Below are 14,310 nucleotides of genomic sequence, written 5' to 3'. Positions count from 1 at the left end.
AAGGGAGAGGGTTTGCAGCTTTTATTACCATGAATATGGTGCAATTTAAATGACGATTAGCTTACCAAATACCCAAAGCCCAATTTCCCTGTCTCCGATAAACATCGTAGTATGAAGAGATGGGGAAGACTAACTTCAAAGGGGAATGCATGAAAATTGCTATTGGCAGTGATGAACGCACCAACCTTACTGATAGGGTACTGGAAGAACTTAAGCAGCGTGGGCATGAAGTTATACTCTTTGGTTCCCTAGCCGAAAATGACCCTGAAATCGATTGGCCTGTTAGCTGTAGTAAAGTTGCTTCGGCGGTAGCAACCCAGAAAGCAGATGAGGGAATTGTCTTTTGTTGGACTGGTACGGGTGCATCTATAGCCGCCAACAAAGTCTCTGGGATACGTGCAGCATTGTGCCATGATGCTGAGACGGCACGCGGGGCCCGCATCTGGAATCATGCGAACGTTCTTGTATTAAGTTTACGTGCAACTACAGAAGCGATCGCTAAAGAAATATTAGATACCTGGTTTAGCACACCTTTTTCTGAAGATGAGTGGAACCTCCTGCAAATCAAACGAATTAAACAGCTAGAAGAAAAGGTTTAATTTGTAGACCGATTGCAAAAATTCCACAATAAGCATAATGGCAAACCAAAATTTAGATTTAAATCAGCACAATGGTAACAATAGCAGTCAATCCCTATCTCGATCGCAACTTCGCTCCAATCCATGAAGAAATCACTACCGACAAATTGTCAGTCATCGGTGAATTACCCCTGGAATTATCGGGGATGTTTGTACGGAATGGCCCTAACCCTCAATGGAAACCCATCGGTGAATATCACTGGTTTGATGGAGATGGGATGTTGCATGGTGTGCAAATTAGCAAAGGCGTAGCTACTTATCGTAACCGCTACATCCAGACAGTCGGCTGGAAAAAAGAACGAGAAGCGGGTAAGGCTATTTGGAGTGGATTGTTAGAACCACCGCAAATCGATAACCCCCACGGCCCCCGCAAAAATACCGCCAACACTGCCTTAGTGTGGCACGCTGGTCAGATGTTGGCGCTGAACGAGGGGGGTAAACCTCATGCCATCAAGCTTCCTGAATTAGATACCATTGGCGAGTACACCTACAATGGCAAACTGGTTTCTGCCTTCACAGCCCATCCCAAAGTAGACCCAGTGACAGGGGAAATGATCTTCTTTGGCTATTCTTTGTTTGTGCCACCGTACTTACAATATAGTGTGGTTTCAGCACAAGGCGAACTCTTGCGGACAGTGCCAATTGAGTTGCCAATAGGGGTGATGATGCACGATTTTGCCATCACTGAAAACTACACTATTTTCATGGATTTGCCCTTGACTTTTAATCTTGAAAGGGCGCAACGGGGAGAACCTATAATGATGTTTGAGCGCGATCGCTCCAGTCGCTTCGGTATTTTACCACGTCACGGTGACAACAGTAATATCCGCTGGTTTGAGAGTCCCGCTTGCTACGTCTTCCATACCCTCAACGCCTACGAAGACGGAGACGAAGTAGTGCTGATTGCTTGTCGCATGAGTTCTACTACTGTTTTGAGTTCTGATGAGTCGCAACTTGATCCACAAGGAAATATCCCCCGTTTGTATCGCTGGCGATTCAACCTCAGCACAGGAACAGTGCGCGAAGAAATGTTGGATGATGTCGCTTCTGAATTCCCTCGCGTTAACGAAAACCGATTGGGACGACAAACCCGATATGGCTACAGTAATAAAATGACGAACAATCCCCTACCTTTATTTGAAGGTATTATTAAGTACGACTTCAGCAGTGGAAAATCCCAAACCCATAACTTCGGAGAAGGGCGCTATGGCGGTGAAGCTGTATTTGCGCCGCGTCCTGGTGCAACGGCTGAAGATGATGGTTGGCTTATAACTTTTGTCCATGATGAGGGTGAAGATACTTCAGAATTAGTAGTTGTGAATGCCCAAGATATAACTGCTGAACCTGTAGCGCGGGTGATAATTCCTCAACGAGTGCCTTATGGGTTTCATGGTACCTGGGTTGTAGGGGAATAAGTTAGGGTAGACAATACTGTTCGGTTAAAACAATAAACGCGATGAATCGCCATCTCTACAAAGGACTAATTATTGTAGAGACGGCGATTTATCGCGTCTTTGAACCTCAATGTTGAGCCTCTGAACCTCAACGTTGCACCTTTGAACCTCGAAGTTGCACCTTTAAACCTCGAAGTTGCACCTTTAAACCTCAACGTTGCGCCTTTGAACGTCAACGTTGCGCCTCTGAACCTCAACGTTGAGCCTTTGAACCTCGGCGTTGCACCTTTGAACCTCGAAGTTGCGCCTTTGAACCTCGGCGTTGCACCTTTAAACCTCAACGTTGCACCTTTTAGCCTTATATCTAACGATTCTTGAATTTACAGCAGTGAGCGTGTATTAAAATTTGCTCATCTCTGTAAAGTGGAACATGGCTTTAGACTGTTCCTGTCAAAATCTTCGAGGACGGAACTTCAAAGGTAGACAAGACCTTGCGGGTGCAAACTTTAGCTATACCGAACTTTAGCTGAAGCGGGTAAAAATCCCCAAGAATCTACGAAGCAAAAGACTGCAAAAACCGCAATCACCATGTTGAAAGGGATATTTTTTAGTTTACCTGCGATCGCCAAGCTATTCAGTTTGGGATAATCTCCACAGTATCCTTTAGTTGTTGGATATTTTTGTTCTCAATAAATCAAAAACTTCCATCCCCTCTTGTAAAAATAATTCAATCTGTTCTGGTTCAAGACGTACATTTTCACGGTAATAAATCAAACAGGTGTTTGCGGCCTCTAGACATGGTGTTGTTTGTATAGCTGGGTAAAATCCTATTTTGGCTTCAAAAAAAGAAAGTACATTGTCAGTAAATATCTGACGAATCCCTTTCTCATCACTACCCCGCAACAGATATTGTTCAGAAAATCTCGGATATTTATCAAAGTTGATATCCTGATATCCTAAAAAATGACTGAGTTGATCTAAAATATTTTTTGGTTTTAATAAAAACTTAGGAGGATGCATATTATTATCATACAAAAAAGCTATTGTTTGCCAATGTTCGTGTTTGGTTTTAGTACTATATATTGAGTATCTATATTCAAAAATGTATATTTTAAAGTTCTTAAGTTCTTTAGACAATATATTTGTAACTAAATTTCTCCCTCCTTGTTTGAATAGTCTAAAATTATGTAAATGCTGCATAATATTGTTACTGTATTCTGCTAAAAAATTTATTTTTAACTGAGCAGCAATAAGTTTAATTTTTTCAGTTCTTTGCTGTTCTTTTTTGTTTTCGCATTGAAAATACAAAATGTTTATAACAATAACTAAAAAATTTAAAAATATTATAATAGCAAGAAAATATTTAGACATAGACGATACTATTTTTGGTTTTAGATTTTAGATTTTTAATTGGGAATGGTACAATAGACATTCGTTTTTTCTCCCCGATTTCCCCATTCCCTACTTCAAGTTATTTTTCCTGATACCCACCAGCGTAATCAATCACGCAGATTGTTCTGTATGCTTTGTGAGTTCCATAAGCAACACCAGAGACTTTGAAAGCGCCGTTAAAAATATTTTTTCGATGACCGCGATCGCGCACACCATCATCAATAATTAATTGCATAACGATATCTTGAGCGGTGTTTGGGCCATAACTGATATTTTCACCTGCGGTTGTTTGCCATTTACCATAGCGATTGATGCGAGTAAAAGGACTGCTACCATCGCTACCATCATGACCTGTAACACCTTTTGGGCCTTGGTCTTTAACGTGGTCTTTTGCTCCTAAAGACATACCCTTTGATGCACTCAAGCCTCCTATAGGACGTGCTGATTTGAGAAATGCGATCGCTTCATTAACTGCCTTAACTCCTTCTTGAGTTCGCAAATAAGTATTATTAGAAATTTTGACTCGGTTCCCCTCAAAACGCTTTCTATAGTTTTCCAGAATCGGGAGATATGACTTGGGATTTGTTCTTACCTTATTTGTCTCACCAATTACCTGCTGTTCTAGTGGTGAAAGATAACTCGCCTTTGCTAACAAAGTTGGACTAGTTTGCACTGCTGGATTGGGCTTTGCTACAGAGGGGTTAGATTGCAACAGTTGATCTGAGCAACCCAATATCAAGGCAATTGGCAAAAATACCCAAAATTTCATGCGACGCATACATTACCTCACAATTTTTCTATGGATTAATTTAGTGAATTAGAAGAAATAAGAATTTTCAACGCACAGATAAATCTGTGGAAGCTTCCAACGTTAGAAACGATATCAAGAACTTAAATGAGTTGCCAAAGAAAGCGCTGATTAACGCGCCAGTAATTATAGATAAAGTTATGCTTGCCTTTGTTCCTAAAGTGTTAAAAATCTATCACTTAATACCTGTTGTAACATTAACAACAATAAAACGTAAATAACAACCAAAATCTTTTTAATTTCTGATGCCTGCTTGCAAATTTACACTTTCAGAAACCAGCGTTGCCGATACATTAGAACACCAACAGCCCACCACAACAACACAGTGACTAGAGCAAATAACAGGGAACCATTCAATGCCCCCGCCCAAGATGCGAAAAAATTCTGGTAAATCCAATTGTAGGTAGTGGGAGCGTCTTTGCCAGTGCCAATAGTGGTTTTGACTAAGATTTTAATCAACAAAACTGACGCAACGAAAAGAGCGATCGCATTTAAGCCCATAATTTCAAAAGGCTTACTCCAACGACGCATCAACCGGACTTCGATGAATTCATAACAAGCTGCTAGCAACAGTAACGCCCAACCTGTTGTAAAAACTACATAAGAACTTGTCCACAGCTTTTTGTTAATGGGGAATGTCCACCCCCAAATCCAACCGATAATTAAGCAACTAATTCCAAATAATGCTAAACCTATGCTTGTACGTGACTGTACAGGTTGACTGCGTATCCATTGAGCAGTGAAATAGCCAGCGAGGACACTTACTATAGCAGGAATAGTACTGAAGAGTCCCTCTGGATCTCCCATGAATTTGAAACCATCACCCTTGTATAAATGTGCTTTGGGAATAATCAGGCGGTCAACATAAGCACCAAAATTACCTTCCCGCGTCAAAACTCCCGCACCGTATTCGGGCACTGGTAAATACGTCATCGCTAACCAGTAGCCGATAAGTAGAACTACTGCAAGTATCCATTGACCTTTACGCGGAAGGTTGAGAACAGCTATAGAAGCCAGCAGATAGGTAAGGCTAATGCGCTGCAACACTCCCATAATGCGGATGCTACTCAAATCAAAAGTCCAAATACCCTGATTCCAAAAGCCATTTAGTAGCAATCCCAAGGCAAAGAGAATGGCTGCGCGGCGCAATATCCGCCAGTAAATAGTTGAGGTTGGTTTATTACCTTCGGTGTACTTTGACAGTGAAAAAGTCATCGCTACACCAACAATAAACAGAAAGAAGGGAAATACCAAATCAGTTGGTGTGCAACCGTGCCAATCGGCGTGGGCTAAGGGAGGATATACATCATCTGCGACACCCGCCATATTAACGAGAATCATCGCCGCGATGGTAATGCCGCGAAAAACATCTAATGAAGTCAGGCGCATAAGCGGAATTTTGTGTTAGATGAGTATCTAAGCTACTCCCCTTGATGCAGGTAATCAAGCAAAATTTATAAACTTGGATACAAGGTAAAATTTTATTAAGTAATTACCACTATTTGCTATGCCAATCAAAGTTGGAGATACCGCTCTTAATTTCACTCTACCTGCCCAAAACGGCTCAACAGTAAGCCTCCAAGACTTTCGCGGCAACAAAGCTGTTGTCTTATATTTTTATCCCAAAGACGACACACCTGGATGTACGGCGGAATCTTGCGCCTTTCGCGATCAGTATGAAGTATTTAAAACCGCTGGCGCTGAAGTTGTGGGCGTCAGTGCTGATTCCAGCGAATCTCACCAGCGATTTGCTGCAAAGTACAATCTACCTTTTACTCTATTAACTGACAAAGGCGACCAAGTACGAAAGCTATATGGTGCAACAGCAGCCTTTGGCTTATTCCCTGGTCGCGTTACTTACGTCATTGACCAACAAGGAGTTGTGCAATACGTGTTTGATTCAATGTTTAACTTTAAAGGTCATGTTGAAGAAGCGCTGAAAACTTTGCAACAGATTGCAAAATAAGGGAAATGGGGAATGGGGAATGGGGAATCGGGGAAGAATTCTTGATAACTCCTAACTCCCTACTCCCTACTCCCCTTCCCCATTCCTATTTAGAATGCGACTTTTCCGGCATGACAATATTAGCGTGGCTTGCCTTGCCATTCTTGCCGTTAGTATGACCGTTACCATTGCGGGGATGAATTACGCCATAACCGCCGTGGTTGCGTTCGTAAATTACATTAATCTCTCCAGTTTCAGAATTGTGGAACATATAAAAATCGTGTCCCACAAGTTGCAGTTGTTCCAAGGCTTCTGCAAGGGTCATCGGTGGCATAGAAAAATATTTGGTGCGGACGACTTCGTTGGGTAATTCGGGGGTGCGATCGCCAATTAAATCTGTGACTACCGTATCTGCAACAACTACTTCTGTTGGTAGTGCTTGAGTTTTCTGGTCTTGGCGTCGTTCTTTGTATTTCCGCAGTTGACGGGCAATTTTATCTGCAACTAAGTCTATGCTGGCGTATAGGTTTTCGCTACTTTCCTCGGCACGAATAACGCTACCGTTAGCATAAATAGTTACTTCAGCTGCTTGTCTTGTATTAATTCGGGGATTCCGGGCGACGCTAAGATGCACATCCACTTCATTTGTAATGCTCTGAAAGTGACTAACTGCTTTTTCAATCTTTTGATGTACATACTCACGAATCGCATCAGTGATTTCAATATTTTTGCTGTGGATGACAAGCTTCATGTAATACTCTCCCGCTGAATATTTGGATGTGTGAATTTGCTTTGTATGAAAAGAAGTTGCGGTAATGTTTATTATTCCCGCCAAAACAAATTGTGAACTATTGAACTATATTGTATATAGTGCTGGTAAGCTGTCTCTCAGCTTCCTGCATTTGAGTTGTTGTCAAGTATACCCTTGATTAACCTCCTTATCTCTGCGCTGATATCCAATTCGATATCCACTTAGAATTCTTAGGTGAGGCAATCTGAATGGTAGCTCCCATGAGTACCCTCTTTTTTAAAGCAACGCTTACAGAACTGTTGATAGTTGCTCCTTCTGTGTTCGGTTTAAGTTTGCTTGCTGTTCTTAAATAATACAAGTCTTTGTGGAAGTTTGATCCTGTTTGAAATACAAACAATTTTATGAGAATCATCAGCCAGTGCATTCGTCTTTATCATCTTGGCATGATGCTTATTGCAGAGAATTCCTCCTAAAAACCTATTGAGGTTAATATTCAACCTAGCACTTTGTATTTTCTAATGCAGGTTCCCTTGACTTTCCTTTAAAATCCTTTGCAAAGCTTAATATTTGTTGATTCTAATCCTGTAACTTGAAATATATTTCGTCCTTATTACAGTTGATTTTCGGCAGAATCCATAGTATGAAACCACACAAAAACCGTTGTTTGCTGTATAGCCAAGGATTAATGCCTTACTTAAAAGCTCATGGATGGCAGCGATCGCTCCTGACTGAGCGCATCCATGACCCTAGCCTAGATGACGTGTTAATTCTGCTAGAGCATCCACCTGTGTACACTTTAGGGCAAGGAAGCAACTCAGATTTTCTCAAATTTGATATTGACAAAAGTCAATATGATGTGCATCGAATTGAACGAGGCGGAGAGGTTACTTACCATTGTCCCGGTCAATTGGTAGGCTATCCAATTTTAAATCTGCAAAGTTATCGTAAAGACCTTCATTGGTATTTACGGCAACTCGAAGAAGTAATAATTCGCGTATTGGCAGTTTATGGTTTGCAAGGGGAAAGAATTCCGGCTTTTACTGGCGTTTGGCTACAAGGGCGAAAAGTTGCAGCGATTGGGATTAAAGTCAGCCGTTGGATTACTATGCACGGCTTTGCATTAAATGTTTGTCCAGACATGACAGGCTTTGAGCGCATTGTACCCTGCGGTATTTCTGATAAACCTGTAGGCAGTTTAGCCGAATGGATTCCAGGTATCACCTGCCAAGAAGTACGTTTTTATGTAGCACAATCCTTTGCGGAAGTCTTTGGTGTGGAATTAGTCGAATCTCAGCCTCAAGAATTTTTTCGGTTTGAGTAAATTCAGCTTGTAATTATGTAAGAAATACTATAGTAGTCCGATTTAAATTGTGAGACACTTGTGAGAGTAGTCAATGTTTAATAGTATCAAAATCAGGAGGTTAGAGGTAAGAGGTAGGTAGCAGGAGGCAGAAATAACCCATATTTATAAGCGCGGGATTTAGGCTATGAAGGCTTTGTATTTGGCTCTATGCGTCTCGATACAATTTTTATTTTTAAACTGGGCATAAAACCTAAAACTACTATTTAACTGCGATTGTCGAAGTTAAAATTTGATTATTTACAAATTTCTATACTAACTTTTTAGGGCTGTAAAGCACAATTTTGCGCGTGAATTACTCAAATAATCTCCAGGTATATGCCCCATCATTAACGTCTCTGAGAGAACGTGATTGGACAGCTTTGATAGAACTATTTGATAGAGACGACGGTGATGAAATTGAGGCCGACATCAGTGGTAGTCTATTTTGGCTGATACCTGAACCTTGTTGGGAAGATGATCCCTTTGAATTCTTACGCGAGTACCTATAATGAGTGGTGAGTAATGAGTAATGAGTAATGAGTTATGAGTGCAAAAGAAGCCTTTAACTCCAAACTCCAAACTCTAACTCCTAACTCCTAACGTTGAGGCGACTGAGGAAAATACGTAGGCGATCACTTTGAGGATTAGTCAGTACTTCGTAAGCTGGGCCTTGTTCTGTCACAATACCTTTATCTAAAAATATCACCTGATGGGCTACTTCTTTTGCAAACTGCATTTCGTGAGTGACAACCACCATTGTCATCCCCTCTGCGGCTAATTGCTGCATCACTTGCAAAACTTCGCCGACGAGTTCAGGATCTAGGGCGCTGGTGGGTTCGTCAAATAGCATAACTTGGGGATTCATGCATAAACTGCGGGCGATCGCTACTCGTTGTTTTTGTCCGCCAGAAAGTTGTTCGGGATAAGCAGAGGCTTTTTCAGATAAGCCAACTTTTTCTAAATATAATCTCGCTAGTTGGGCGCTTTCTTTCGGTGTTTTACCCAATACTTTCCGAGGTGCGAGTGTCATATTCTCTAGGACGCTGAGATGGGGAAACAGGTTGAACTGTTGGAAAACCATACCTACTTGTGTTCGTAGTTCCCGCAGTTGGCTATAGTTGACAGTGGGCCTAGATAAGTTGATTCCGTTGATGATTAAACGCCCCTTGTCAATGGTTTCTAGACGGTTGAAGCAACGTAGTAGGGTACTTTTACCACAGCCAGAAGAACCGATAACTGCAACGACTTCTCCTCGGTTGATTTCGCCGGTGATTCCTTTGAGAACTTTCAGGGAACCAAAGTTTTTTTCGATATTGTCAAAAATAATCGCAGGGATGGTATTGTTCATTACTTGTATTAAGCTGCTCTAGAGTTGATTGTAAGGTTTTCAGGCTACCGCAGAGGCGCAGAGGGAGAGAGAAAATAATATGGCTAAATTTAGTTTTATCCGTTGGCTGCACTTATTTCTAGTTATAAGTTTTAGCTGTTTGTTACTGGTTAGCTGTGCTATAAACTCTAGCGCGGGGAAAACTCTGCGGGTTGCTACGGAACCTGCTTTTCCACCTTTTGAGTTTAAAGGACAAGGTGGTGAGTTGCAGGGTTTTTCGATTGATTTGATGAATGCAATCGCTACTGCTGCTAACTTTAAAGTAAATTTTCAAAGTCTGCCTTTTGATGGCATTATTCCAGCTTTAGCAGCCAAAACGGTAGATGCAGCCATTAGTTCGATCACGATTACCGAGGAGAGGGCGAAAACTGTTTCTTTTTCCCGCCCCTATTTTAAGGCTGGGTTAGCGATCGCAATTCGCACAGATAATCAAGATATTACTGGTTTTGACAGTCTCAAAAATAAAAAAATTGCGGTACAAATTGGTACAACTGGGGCTGCAAAGGCTAAGAGTATTCCTGGGGTACAAATTCGCAGTTTTGATTCTGCGCCTTTAGCTTTACAAGAATTGCTTAATCGTAATGTAGATGCGGTAATTAATGATGCACCTGTTACTTTATATGCAATTAATACGGGCAATCTCCAGGGAATTAAAGTAGTACAGCAATTGCTGACGGAGGAGTTTTATGGGATTGCTACAGCTAAAAATTCACCGAATTTAGCATTAATAAATAATGGTTTAGATAGGGTTTTGAAAAATGGTACTTATTCCCAAATTTATCAAAAATGGTTTAAAGTTGAACCACCTCTATTACCAACTAAATCGCCATTTGAAAATCAAAATAACACTGGTGCGCCTAAAATATTAACTTCAATTGGCGTGATTTTGCAGGCTTTACCAAGTCTATTACAGGGTGCATTGGTAACATTACAATTGACCATACTTTCTGTAGTATTTGGTTTAATTGGCGGTTCCCTGATTGGCATTGTTCGACTTTCTCATATTGCGTCTGTGCGTTGGGTGGCGAGGGCGTATGTAGATTTTTTCCGGGGAACGCCTTTGTTAGTGCAAATTTTTATGATTTATTTTGGATTACCTGCAATTTTGCAAGAACTTGGTTTAACATTTACTTTCGATCGTCTCACTGCTGGAGTAATTGCCTTAAGTTTGAATAGTGCTGCATACATTGCCGAAGTTGTCCGTGCTGGGATTCAATCGATTGAAACAGGACAAGCAGAAGCAGCACAATCATTAGGTTTGAGTTCTATACAAACCATGATTTATGTCATCTTTCCCCAAGCTTTTCGGCGGATGATTCCACCTTTAGGTAATGAGTTTATCAGTTTATTGAAAGATACTAGCTTAGTTTCTGTGATTGGGTTTGAGGAATTACTACGTAAAGGACAGTTAATTGTTGCTGACAATTATCGTGCCTTTGAGATTTATGCAGGTGTAGCGGTGGTTTATTTATGTTTGACGTTACTTTCTTCACAGGCATTTAGTCGCTTAGAAGTGTGGATGAATCCAGTTAAAAGCCAGAAAAAATATGGCACATAATAATTTTTCATTAAGATGTGCTAGCACCATAAAAGATGAGATAAAACAGCTTATTTATTAACAGACTGTTTCGGAAATATGATACTAATTGTAATAGCACCTAAAGTATTTTCTCGTGTTATGGCTACTTACATCAGCTATCATATCAATGGTGCAACTGGGGGTTGCATTGTGGTGTTGCAAATCTTGTTGTTTCTCATAGCAATGATTTTGCACCTAAACATGAGTGACTGGTAAGAGCAAAGAAGCAATAAAACACTGACTGATTCAGGATGAAAGAGCCTTTGCCATTTAAGTAAACTACATTCCGCAGGTGTTAGGGCGAAATAAGTGTCGTTTAAAATTGTAGTAATTGGTACTTCTTTAGGCGGATTATCAGCATTGAAAATTATTCTGGGGAATTTACCAGTAGATTTTCCTGTGCCGATCGCGATCGTGCAACACCGTCACAAAGAGTCTAGTAACACCCTCCAGGAGTTATTACAAGAATCCACTTTGTTGAAAATTCGCGAAGTGGAAGACAAGGACGAAATATTAACAGGACATATCTACATAGCTCCAGCAGATTATCACTTACTGGTTGAACCAGGTCACTTTGCCCTTTCGACTGATGAGCCTGTTTCTTATGCGCGACCGTCTATTGATGTGCTGTTTGAGTCGGCAGCCGATGTCTACACAGAGGAAGTTATTGGTGTAATATTGACAGGAGCAAACCAAGATGGTATGCAGGGTCTTAAGAAAATAAAAGCGCGGGGAGGAATTACTATTGTACAAGAACCTACCACAGCGGAGAGCGACATTATGCCAGAAGCAGCAATTTCTGCTGTTACAGTAGACTGGATTTTGACACTCTCAAACATTGCTTCTCAGATGGTTAAACTTTGTCATTCATCACAGAAATAAACCGATGCAGATGGAACCCAAAGTCAACATCCTCATAGTGGATGATAAACTAGAAAATTTGTTGGCACTAGAGGCAATCCTAGAAAAACTAGGGGAAAATCTTGTGAGAGCTACTTCTGGGGAAGAAGCTTTGAGGTGTCTGCTGCATCAAGACTTTGCAGTGATTTTGCTGGATGTGCAAATGCCTGGGATGGATGGCTTTGAAACTGCTACCCTAATTCGCAATCGGGGGCGATCGCGTCACACTCCAATTATCTTTCTCACCGCTTTTAGCACCAGCGACCAAATGCTGTTTAAAGGCTATGCCTTGGGTGCAGTTGATTATTTGCTCAAACCATTAGACCCCAATATCTTGACTTCTAAAGTCATAGTATTTGTAGAACTTTTTAAGAAAACAGAAGCCGTCAAGCAACAAGCAGCGCAGCTGGTAGCTGTGAATACTGAACTCAGACAAAGTGAAGAACGATTCCGATCGCTAAGTACCTGCTCACCAGTCGGGATTTTTGAAACTGATACTGAAGGCAACTGTAAATATACTAATCCCCGCTATCAGGCAATTTGTGGCTTGAAAGCGGCAGAGAGTTTAGAAAAAAGATGGTTGGAATCTGTTCATCCAGAAGATAGAGAACGAGCGATCGCCAGTTGGTCTGCTTACATTTGTGAAGGTCGGGACTACTCAGAAGAATTTCGCTTTCAAACTACTCAAGCTAGCATCCGTTGGGTTCAAGTCCGCTCATCACCGATGCTTTCCAGTCAAGGAGAATTGCTGGGATATGTAGGCACTCTTGAAGATATTACTGAACGCAAACAAGCAGAAGAAGTCCGCGCTCAAGTAATTCGAGAACAGACCGCTAGACAAGAAGCAGAAGCCGCAAATCGGATGAAAGATGAGTTTCTGGCTGTTCTCTCCCACGAACTCCGCACACCCCTTACCTCGATGCTGGGCTGGTCAAAAATCCTCCGCGCCAAGAAACTTGATGAAAAAGCCACTTCCCGCGCCTTAGAAGCGATCGAACGCAACGCCATATCTCAGATGCAGCTAATTGAGGATATCTTGGATGTATCCCGAATCATCCGCGGTCAGTTGCGGTTAAACGTATCTGCGGTGAATCTAATTTCGGTGATGGAGGCAGCCTTAGAGGCAGTGCGTCCCCTAGCAGAGCCAAAAGATATTCAATTAAATACTATCCTGGATACAACGGTCGGGTCAGTTTATGGCGATCCAACCCGTTTACAGCAAATAGTTTGGAATCTACTAACTAATGCCATCAAATTTACCCCTAAAGGTGGCAGAGTAGAAGTTAAGCTGTCAACTTATTTTGGATTTTCGATTTCAGATTTTGGATTGGGATCTGATAGTGAAAATTTAGACTCTTCAAACACTGATGAAAACAGTAATCTAAGATCCAAAATTCCAAATTCCAAATCCCGGTATGCTCAAATCCAAGTTATAGATACAGGCATTGGTATCAGTTCTGAGTTTTTACCCAAAGTATTTGAGCGTTTTCGCCAAGCAGACAGTACCACAACGCGATCGCACAATGGCTTAGGACTAGGACTCGCGATCGTTCGTCATCTAGTAGAACTGCATAAGGGCACAATCCTTGCCCAAAGTTCAGGTAGTGGACAAGGAGCAACTTTTACGGTGAGACTACCATTGCTACAAGACAATAAGGGAAATAGAGAAGCAACAGGGAAAATTTCCTCACCTGTAGCATCTACGCCCCTGGCTGGATTAAGAGTTTTAGTTGTAGATGATGAGATAGATACCCGTAACTTTCTCAGTTTTATGTTTGAGGAATATGGGGCTTTTGCCACTGCGGTAGGATCGGTTGATGAAGCCCTAGCAGTACTTGAACAGACAAAACCAGATATTCTAATTAGCGACATCGGCATGTCAGAGCAAGATGGTTATACACTAATTCGGAAACTACGCTCTTTAGAACCAGAAAAAGGCGGACGCATCCCAGCGATCGCTTTAACAGCATACACGCGAGAAGAAGACCGCTTGAAAGTACTTTCAGCAGGGTTTCAGCAGCATTTATCTAAGCCAATTGACCCTAATAAATTGATTGCTGCGATCGCCAATGCATTAGAACTGCCTTTGGAAGTTCCAGTGAGTTGATTTGGAATTGGGGGTTGGGGAAGAAGCAAGGGAGCAGGGAGCAGGGAGCAGGGAGCAGGGAGCAGGG

General features: G+C 41.5%; 15 protein-coding genes. 10 read left to right on the top strand and 5 right to left on the bottom strand.

The features are described 5' to 3' along the window. Positions 1 to 149: 149 nt before the first annotated feature. From HWQ39_RS20680 to HWQ39_RS20670, 3 genes are all read left to right on the top strand, one after another. On the top strand, positions 150 to 599 hold the full coding sequence (locus HWQ39_RS20680; RefSeq protein ID WP_179068652.1) for an RpiB/LacA/LacB family sugar-phosphate isomerase: 450 nt from the start codon (positions 150 to 152) through the stop codon (positions 597 to 599). A 71-nt stretch (positions 600 to 670) separates the two neighbouring features. Continuing rightward, the gene (locus tag HWQ39_RS20675; RefSeq protein ID WP_292849095.1) at positions 671 to 2,053 is read left to right on the top strand and encodes a carotenoid oxygenase family protein; all 1,383 of its coding nucleotides are present in this window, start codon (positions 671 to 673) and stop codon (positions 2,051 to 2,053) included. Positions 2,054 to 2,152: 99 nt separating this feature from the next. Continuing rightward, the gene (locus HWQ39_RS20670) at positions 2,153 to 2,410 is read left to right on the top strand and encodes a hypothetical protein (protein WP_292849093.1); all 258 of its coding nucleotides are present in this window, start codon (positions 2,153 to 2,155) and stop codon (positions 2,408 to 2,410) included. A gap of 285 nt (positions 2,411 to 2,695) precedes the next feature. Here the strand turns inward: HWQ39_RS20670 and HWQ39_RS20665 are convergent, their stop codons facing one another. The 3 genes from HWQ39_RS20665 to HWQ39_RS20655 all read right to left on the bottom strand — a co-directional run bounded on the left by HWQ39_RS20665 (position 2,696) and on the right by HWQ39_RS20655 (position 5,621). Beyond that, positions 2,696 to 3,403, bottom strand: coding sequence for a hypothetical protein (locus tag HWQ39_RS20665; RefSeq protein ID WP_292849091.1), 708 nt, complete (start codon positions 3,401 to 3,403; stop codon positions 2,696 to 2,698). Positions 3,404 to 3,503: 100 nt separating this feature from the next. Next, complete coding sequence (locus HWQ39_RS20660) at positions 3,504 to 4,202, bottom strand: CAP domain-containing protein (RefSeq protein WP_292849089.1); 699 nt, start codon at positions 4,200 to 4,202, stop codon at positions 3,504 to 3,506. Positions 4,203 to 4,493: 291 nt separating this feature from the next. After that, positions 4,494 to 5,621, bottom strand: a complete 1,128-nt coding sequence (locus HWQ39_RS20655; RefSeq protein ID WP_292849087.1) for an acyltransferase family protein — start codon at positions 5,619 to 5,621, stop codon at positions 4,494 to 4,496. Between the two features lie 118 nt (positions 5,622 to 5,739). Here HWQ39_RS20655 and HWQ39_RS20650 point away from each other — a divergent pair, with 118 nt between their 5' ends. Then, positions 5,740 to 6,198 (top strand): peroxiredoxin, encoded by a 459-nt coding sequence (locus tag HWQ39_RS20650; RefSeq protein ID WP_292849085.1) that lies wholly within the window; start codon positions 5,740 to 5,742, stop codon positions 6,196 to 6,198. A gap of 85 nt (positions 6,199 to 6,283) precedes the next feature. Here the strand turns inward: HWQ39_RS20650 and raiA are convergent, their stop codons facing one another. After that, entirely contained in the window at positions 6,284 to 6,928 is a 645-nt protein-coding gene (gene raiA, locus HWQ39_RS20645; RefSeq protein WP_292849083.1) for a ribosome-associated translation inhibitor RaiA, read from the bottom strand. Between the two features lie 640 nt (positions 6,929 to 7,568). Here raiA and lipB point away from each other — a divergent pair. Together lipB and HWQ39_RS20635 are read left to right on the top strand one after the other, a co-directional pair. Next, entirely contained in the window at positions 7,569 to 8,249 is a 681-nt protein-coding gene (gene lipB / locus HWQ39_RS20640) for a lipoyl(octanoyl) transferase LipB (protein WP_292849081.1), read from the top strand. 329 nt (positions 8,250 to 8,578) lie between these two features. After that, positions 8,579 to 8,779: a hypothetical protein gene (locus HWQ39_RS20635; RefSeq protein ID WP_179068660.1), complete on the top strand. Its 201-nt coding sequence runs from the start codon at positions 8,579 to 8,581 to the stop codon at positions 8,777 to 8,779. Positions 8,780 to 8,859: 80 nt separating this feature from the next. Here HWQ39_RS20635 and HWQ39_RS20630 read toward each other — a convergent pair whose 3' ends face one another. Continuing rightward, positions 8,860 to 9,618: an amino acid ABC transporter ATP-binding protein gene (locus tag HWQ39_RS20630; protein WP_292849078.1), complete on the bottom strand. Its 759-nt coding sequence runs from the start codon at positions 9,616 to 9,618 to the stop codon at positions 8,860 to 8,862. Between the two features lie 79 nt (positions 9,619 to 9,697). On the opposite strand from HWQ39_RS20630, the gene HWQ39_RS20625 reads away from it, so the two are divergent. From HWQ39_RS20625 to HWQ39_RS20610, 4 genes are all read left to right on the top strand, one after another. After that, complete coding sequence (locus HWQ39_RS20625) at positions 9,698 to 11,215, top strand: ABC transporter permease subunit (RefSeq protein WP_292849076.1); 1,518 nt, start codon at positions 9,698 to 9,700, stop codon at positions 11,213 to 11,215. Positions 11,216 to 11,293: 78 nt separating this feature from the next. After that, positions 11,294 to 11,452, top strand: a complete 159-nt coding sequence (locus HWQ39_RS20620; protein ID WP_292849074.1) for a metal ABC transporter permease — start codon at positions 11,294 to 11,296, stop codon at positions 11,450 to 11,452. Positions 11,453 to 11,545: 93 nt separating this feature from the next. Then, entirely contained in the window at positions 11,546 to 12,118 is a 573-nt protein-coding gene (locus HWQ39_RS20615) for a chemotaxis protein CheB (protein WP_292849072.1), read from the top strand. Positions 12,119 to 12,122: 4 nt separating this feature from the next. After that, positions 12,123 to 14,243: a response regulator gene (locus HWQ39_RS20610; RefSeq protein WP_292849070.1), complete on the top strand. Its 2,121-nt coding sequence runs from the start codon at positions 12,123 to 12,125 to the stop codon at positions 14,241 to 14,243. The last annotated feature ends 67 nt before the right edge of the window (positions 14,244 to 14,310 follow it).

Origin of the sequence: Nostoc sp. NMS8 (assembly GCF_017115045.1) — a bacterium.
GTDB lineage: Bacteria > Cyanobacteriota > Cyanobacteriia > Cyanobacteriales > Nostocaceae > Nostoc.
The sequence above is the reverse complement of the archived record's forward strand: the minus strand, read 5'-3'. Positions and strand labels throughout refer to the sequence as shown.

Bases quoted from the DNA above. Each gene is read 5' to 3' on its own strand.
- HWQ39_RS20610 (WP_292849070.1), top strand. From the start codon at position 12,123: ATGCAGATGGAACCCAAAGTCAACATCCTCATAGTGGATGATAAACTA.
- HWQ39_RS20620 (WP_292849074.1), top strand. From the start codon at position 11,294: ATGATACTAATTGTAATAGCACCTAAAGTATTTTCTCGTGTTATGGCT.
- HWQ39_RS20625 (WP_292849076.1), top strand. From the start codon at position 9,698: ATGGCTAAATTTAGTTTTATCCGTTGGCTGCACTTATTTCTAGTTATA.
- HWQ39_RS20655 (WP_292849087.1), bottom strand. From the start codon at position 5,621: ATGCGCCTGACTTCATTAGATGTTTTTCGCGGCATTACCATCGCGGCG.
- HWQ39_RS20665 (WP_292849091.1), bottom strand. From the start codon at position 3,403: ATGTCTAAATATTTTCTTGCTATTATAATATTTTTAAATTTTTTAGTT.
- HWQ39_RS20675 (WP_292849095.1), top strand. From the start codon at position 671: ATGGTAACAATAGCAGTCAATCCCTATCTCGATCGCAACTTCGCTCCA.
- HWQ39_RS20650 (WP_292849085.1), top strand. From the start codon at position 5,740: ATGCCAATCAAAGTTGGAGATACCGCTCTTAATTTCACTCTACCTGCC.
- HWQ39_RS20660 (WP_292849089.1), bottom strand. From the start codon at position 4,202: ATGCGTCGCATGAAATTTTGGGTATTTTTGCCAATTGCCTTGATATTG.
- HWQ39_RS20680 (WP_179068652.1), top strand. From the start codon at position 150: ATGAAAATTGCTATTGGCAGTGATGAACGCACCAACCTTACTGATAGG.
- raiA (WP_292849083.1), bottom strand. From the start codon at position 6,928: ATGAAGCTTGTCATCCACAGCAAAAATATTGAAATCACTGATGCGATT.
- lipB (WP_292849081.1), top strand. From the start codon at position 7,569: ATGAAACCACACAAAAACCGTTGTTTGCTGTATAGCCAAGGATTAATG.
- HWQ39_RS20630 (WP_292849078.1), bottom strand. From the start codon at position 9,618: ATGAACAATACCATCCCTGCGATTATTTTTGACAATATCGAAAAAAAC.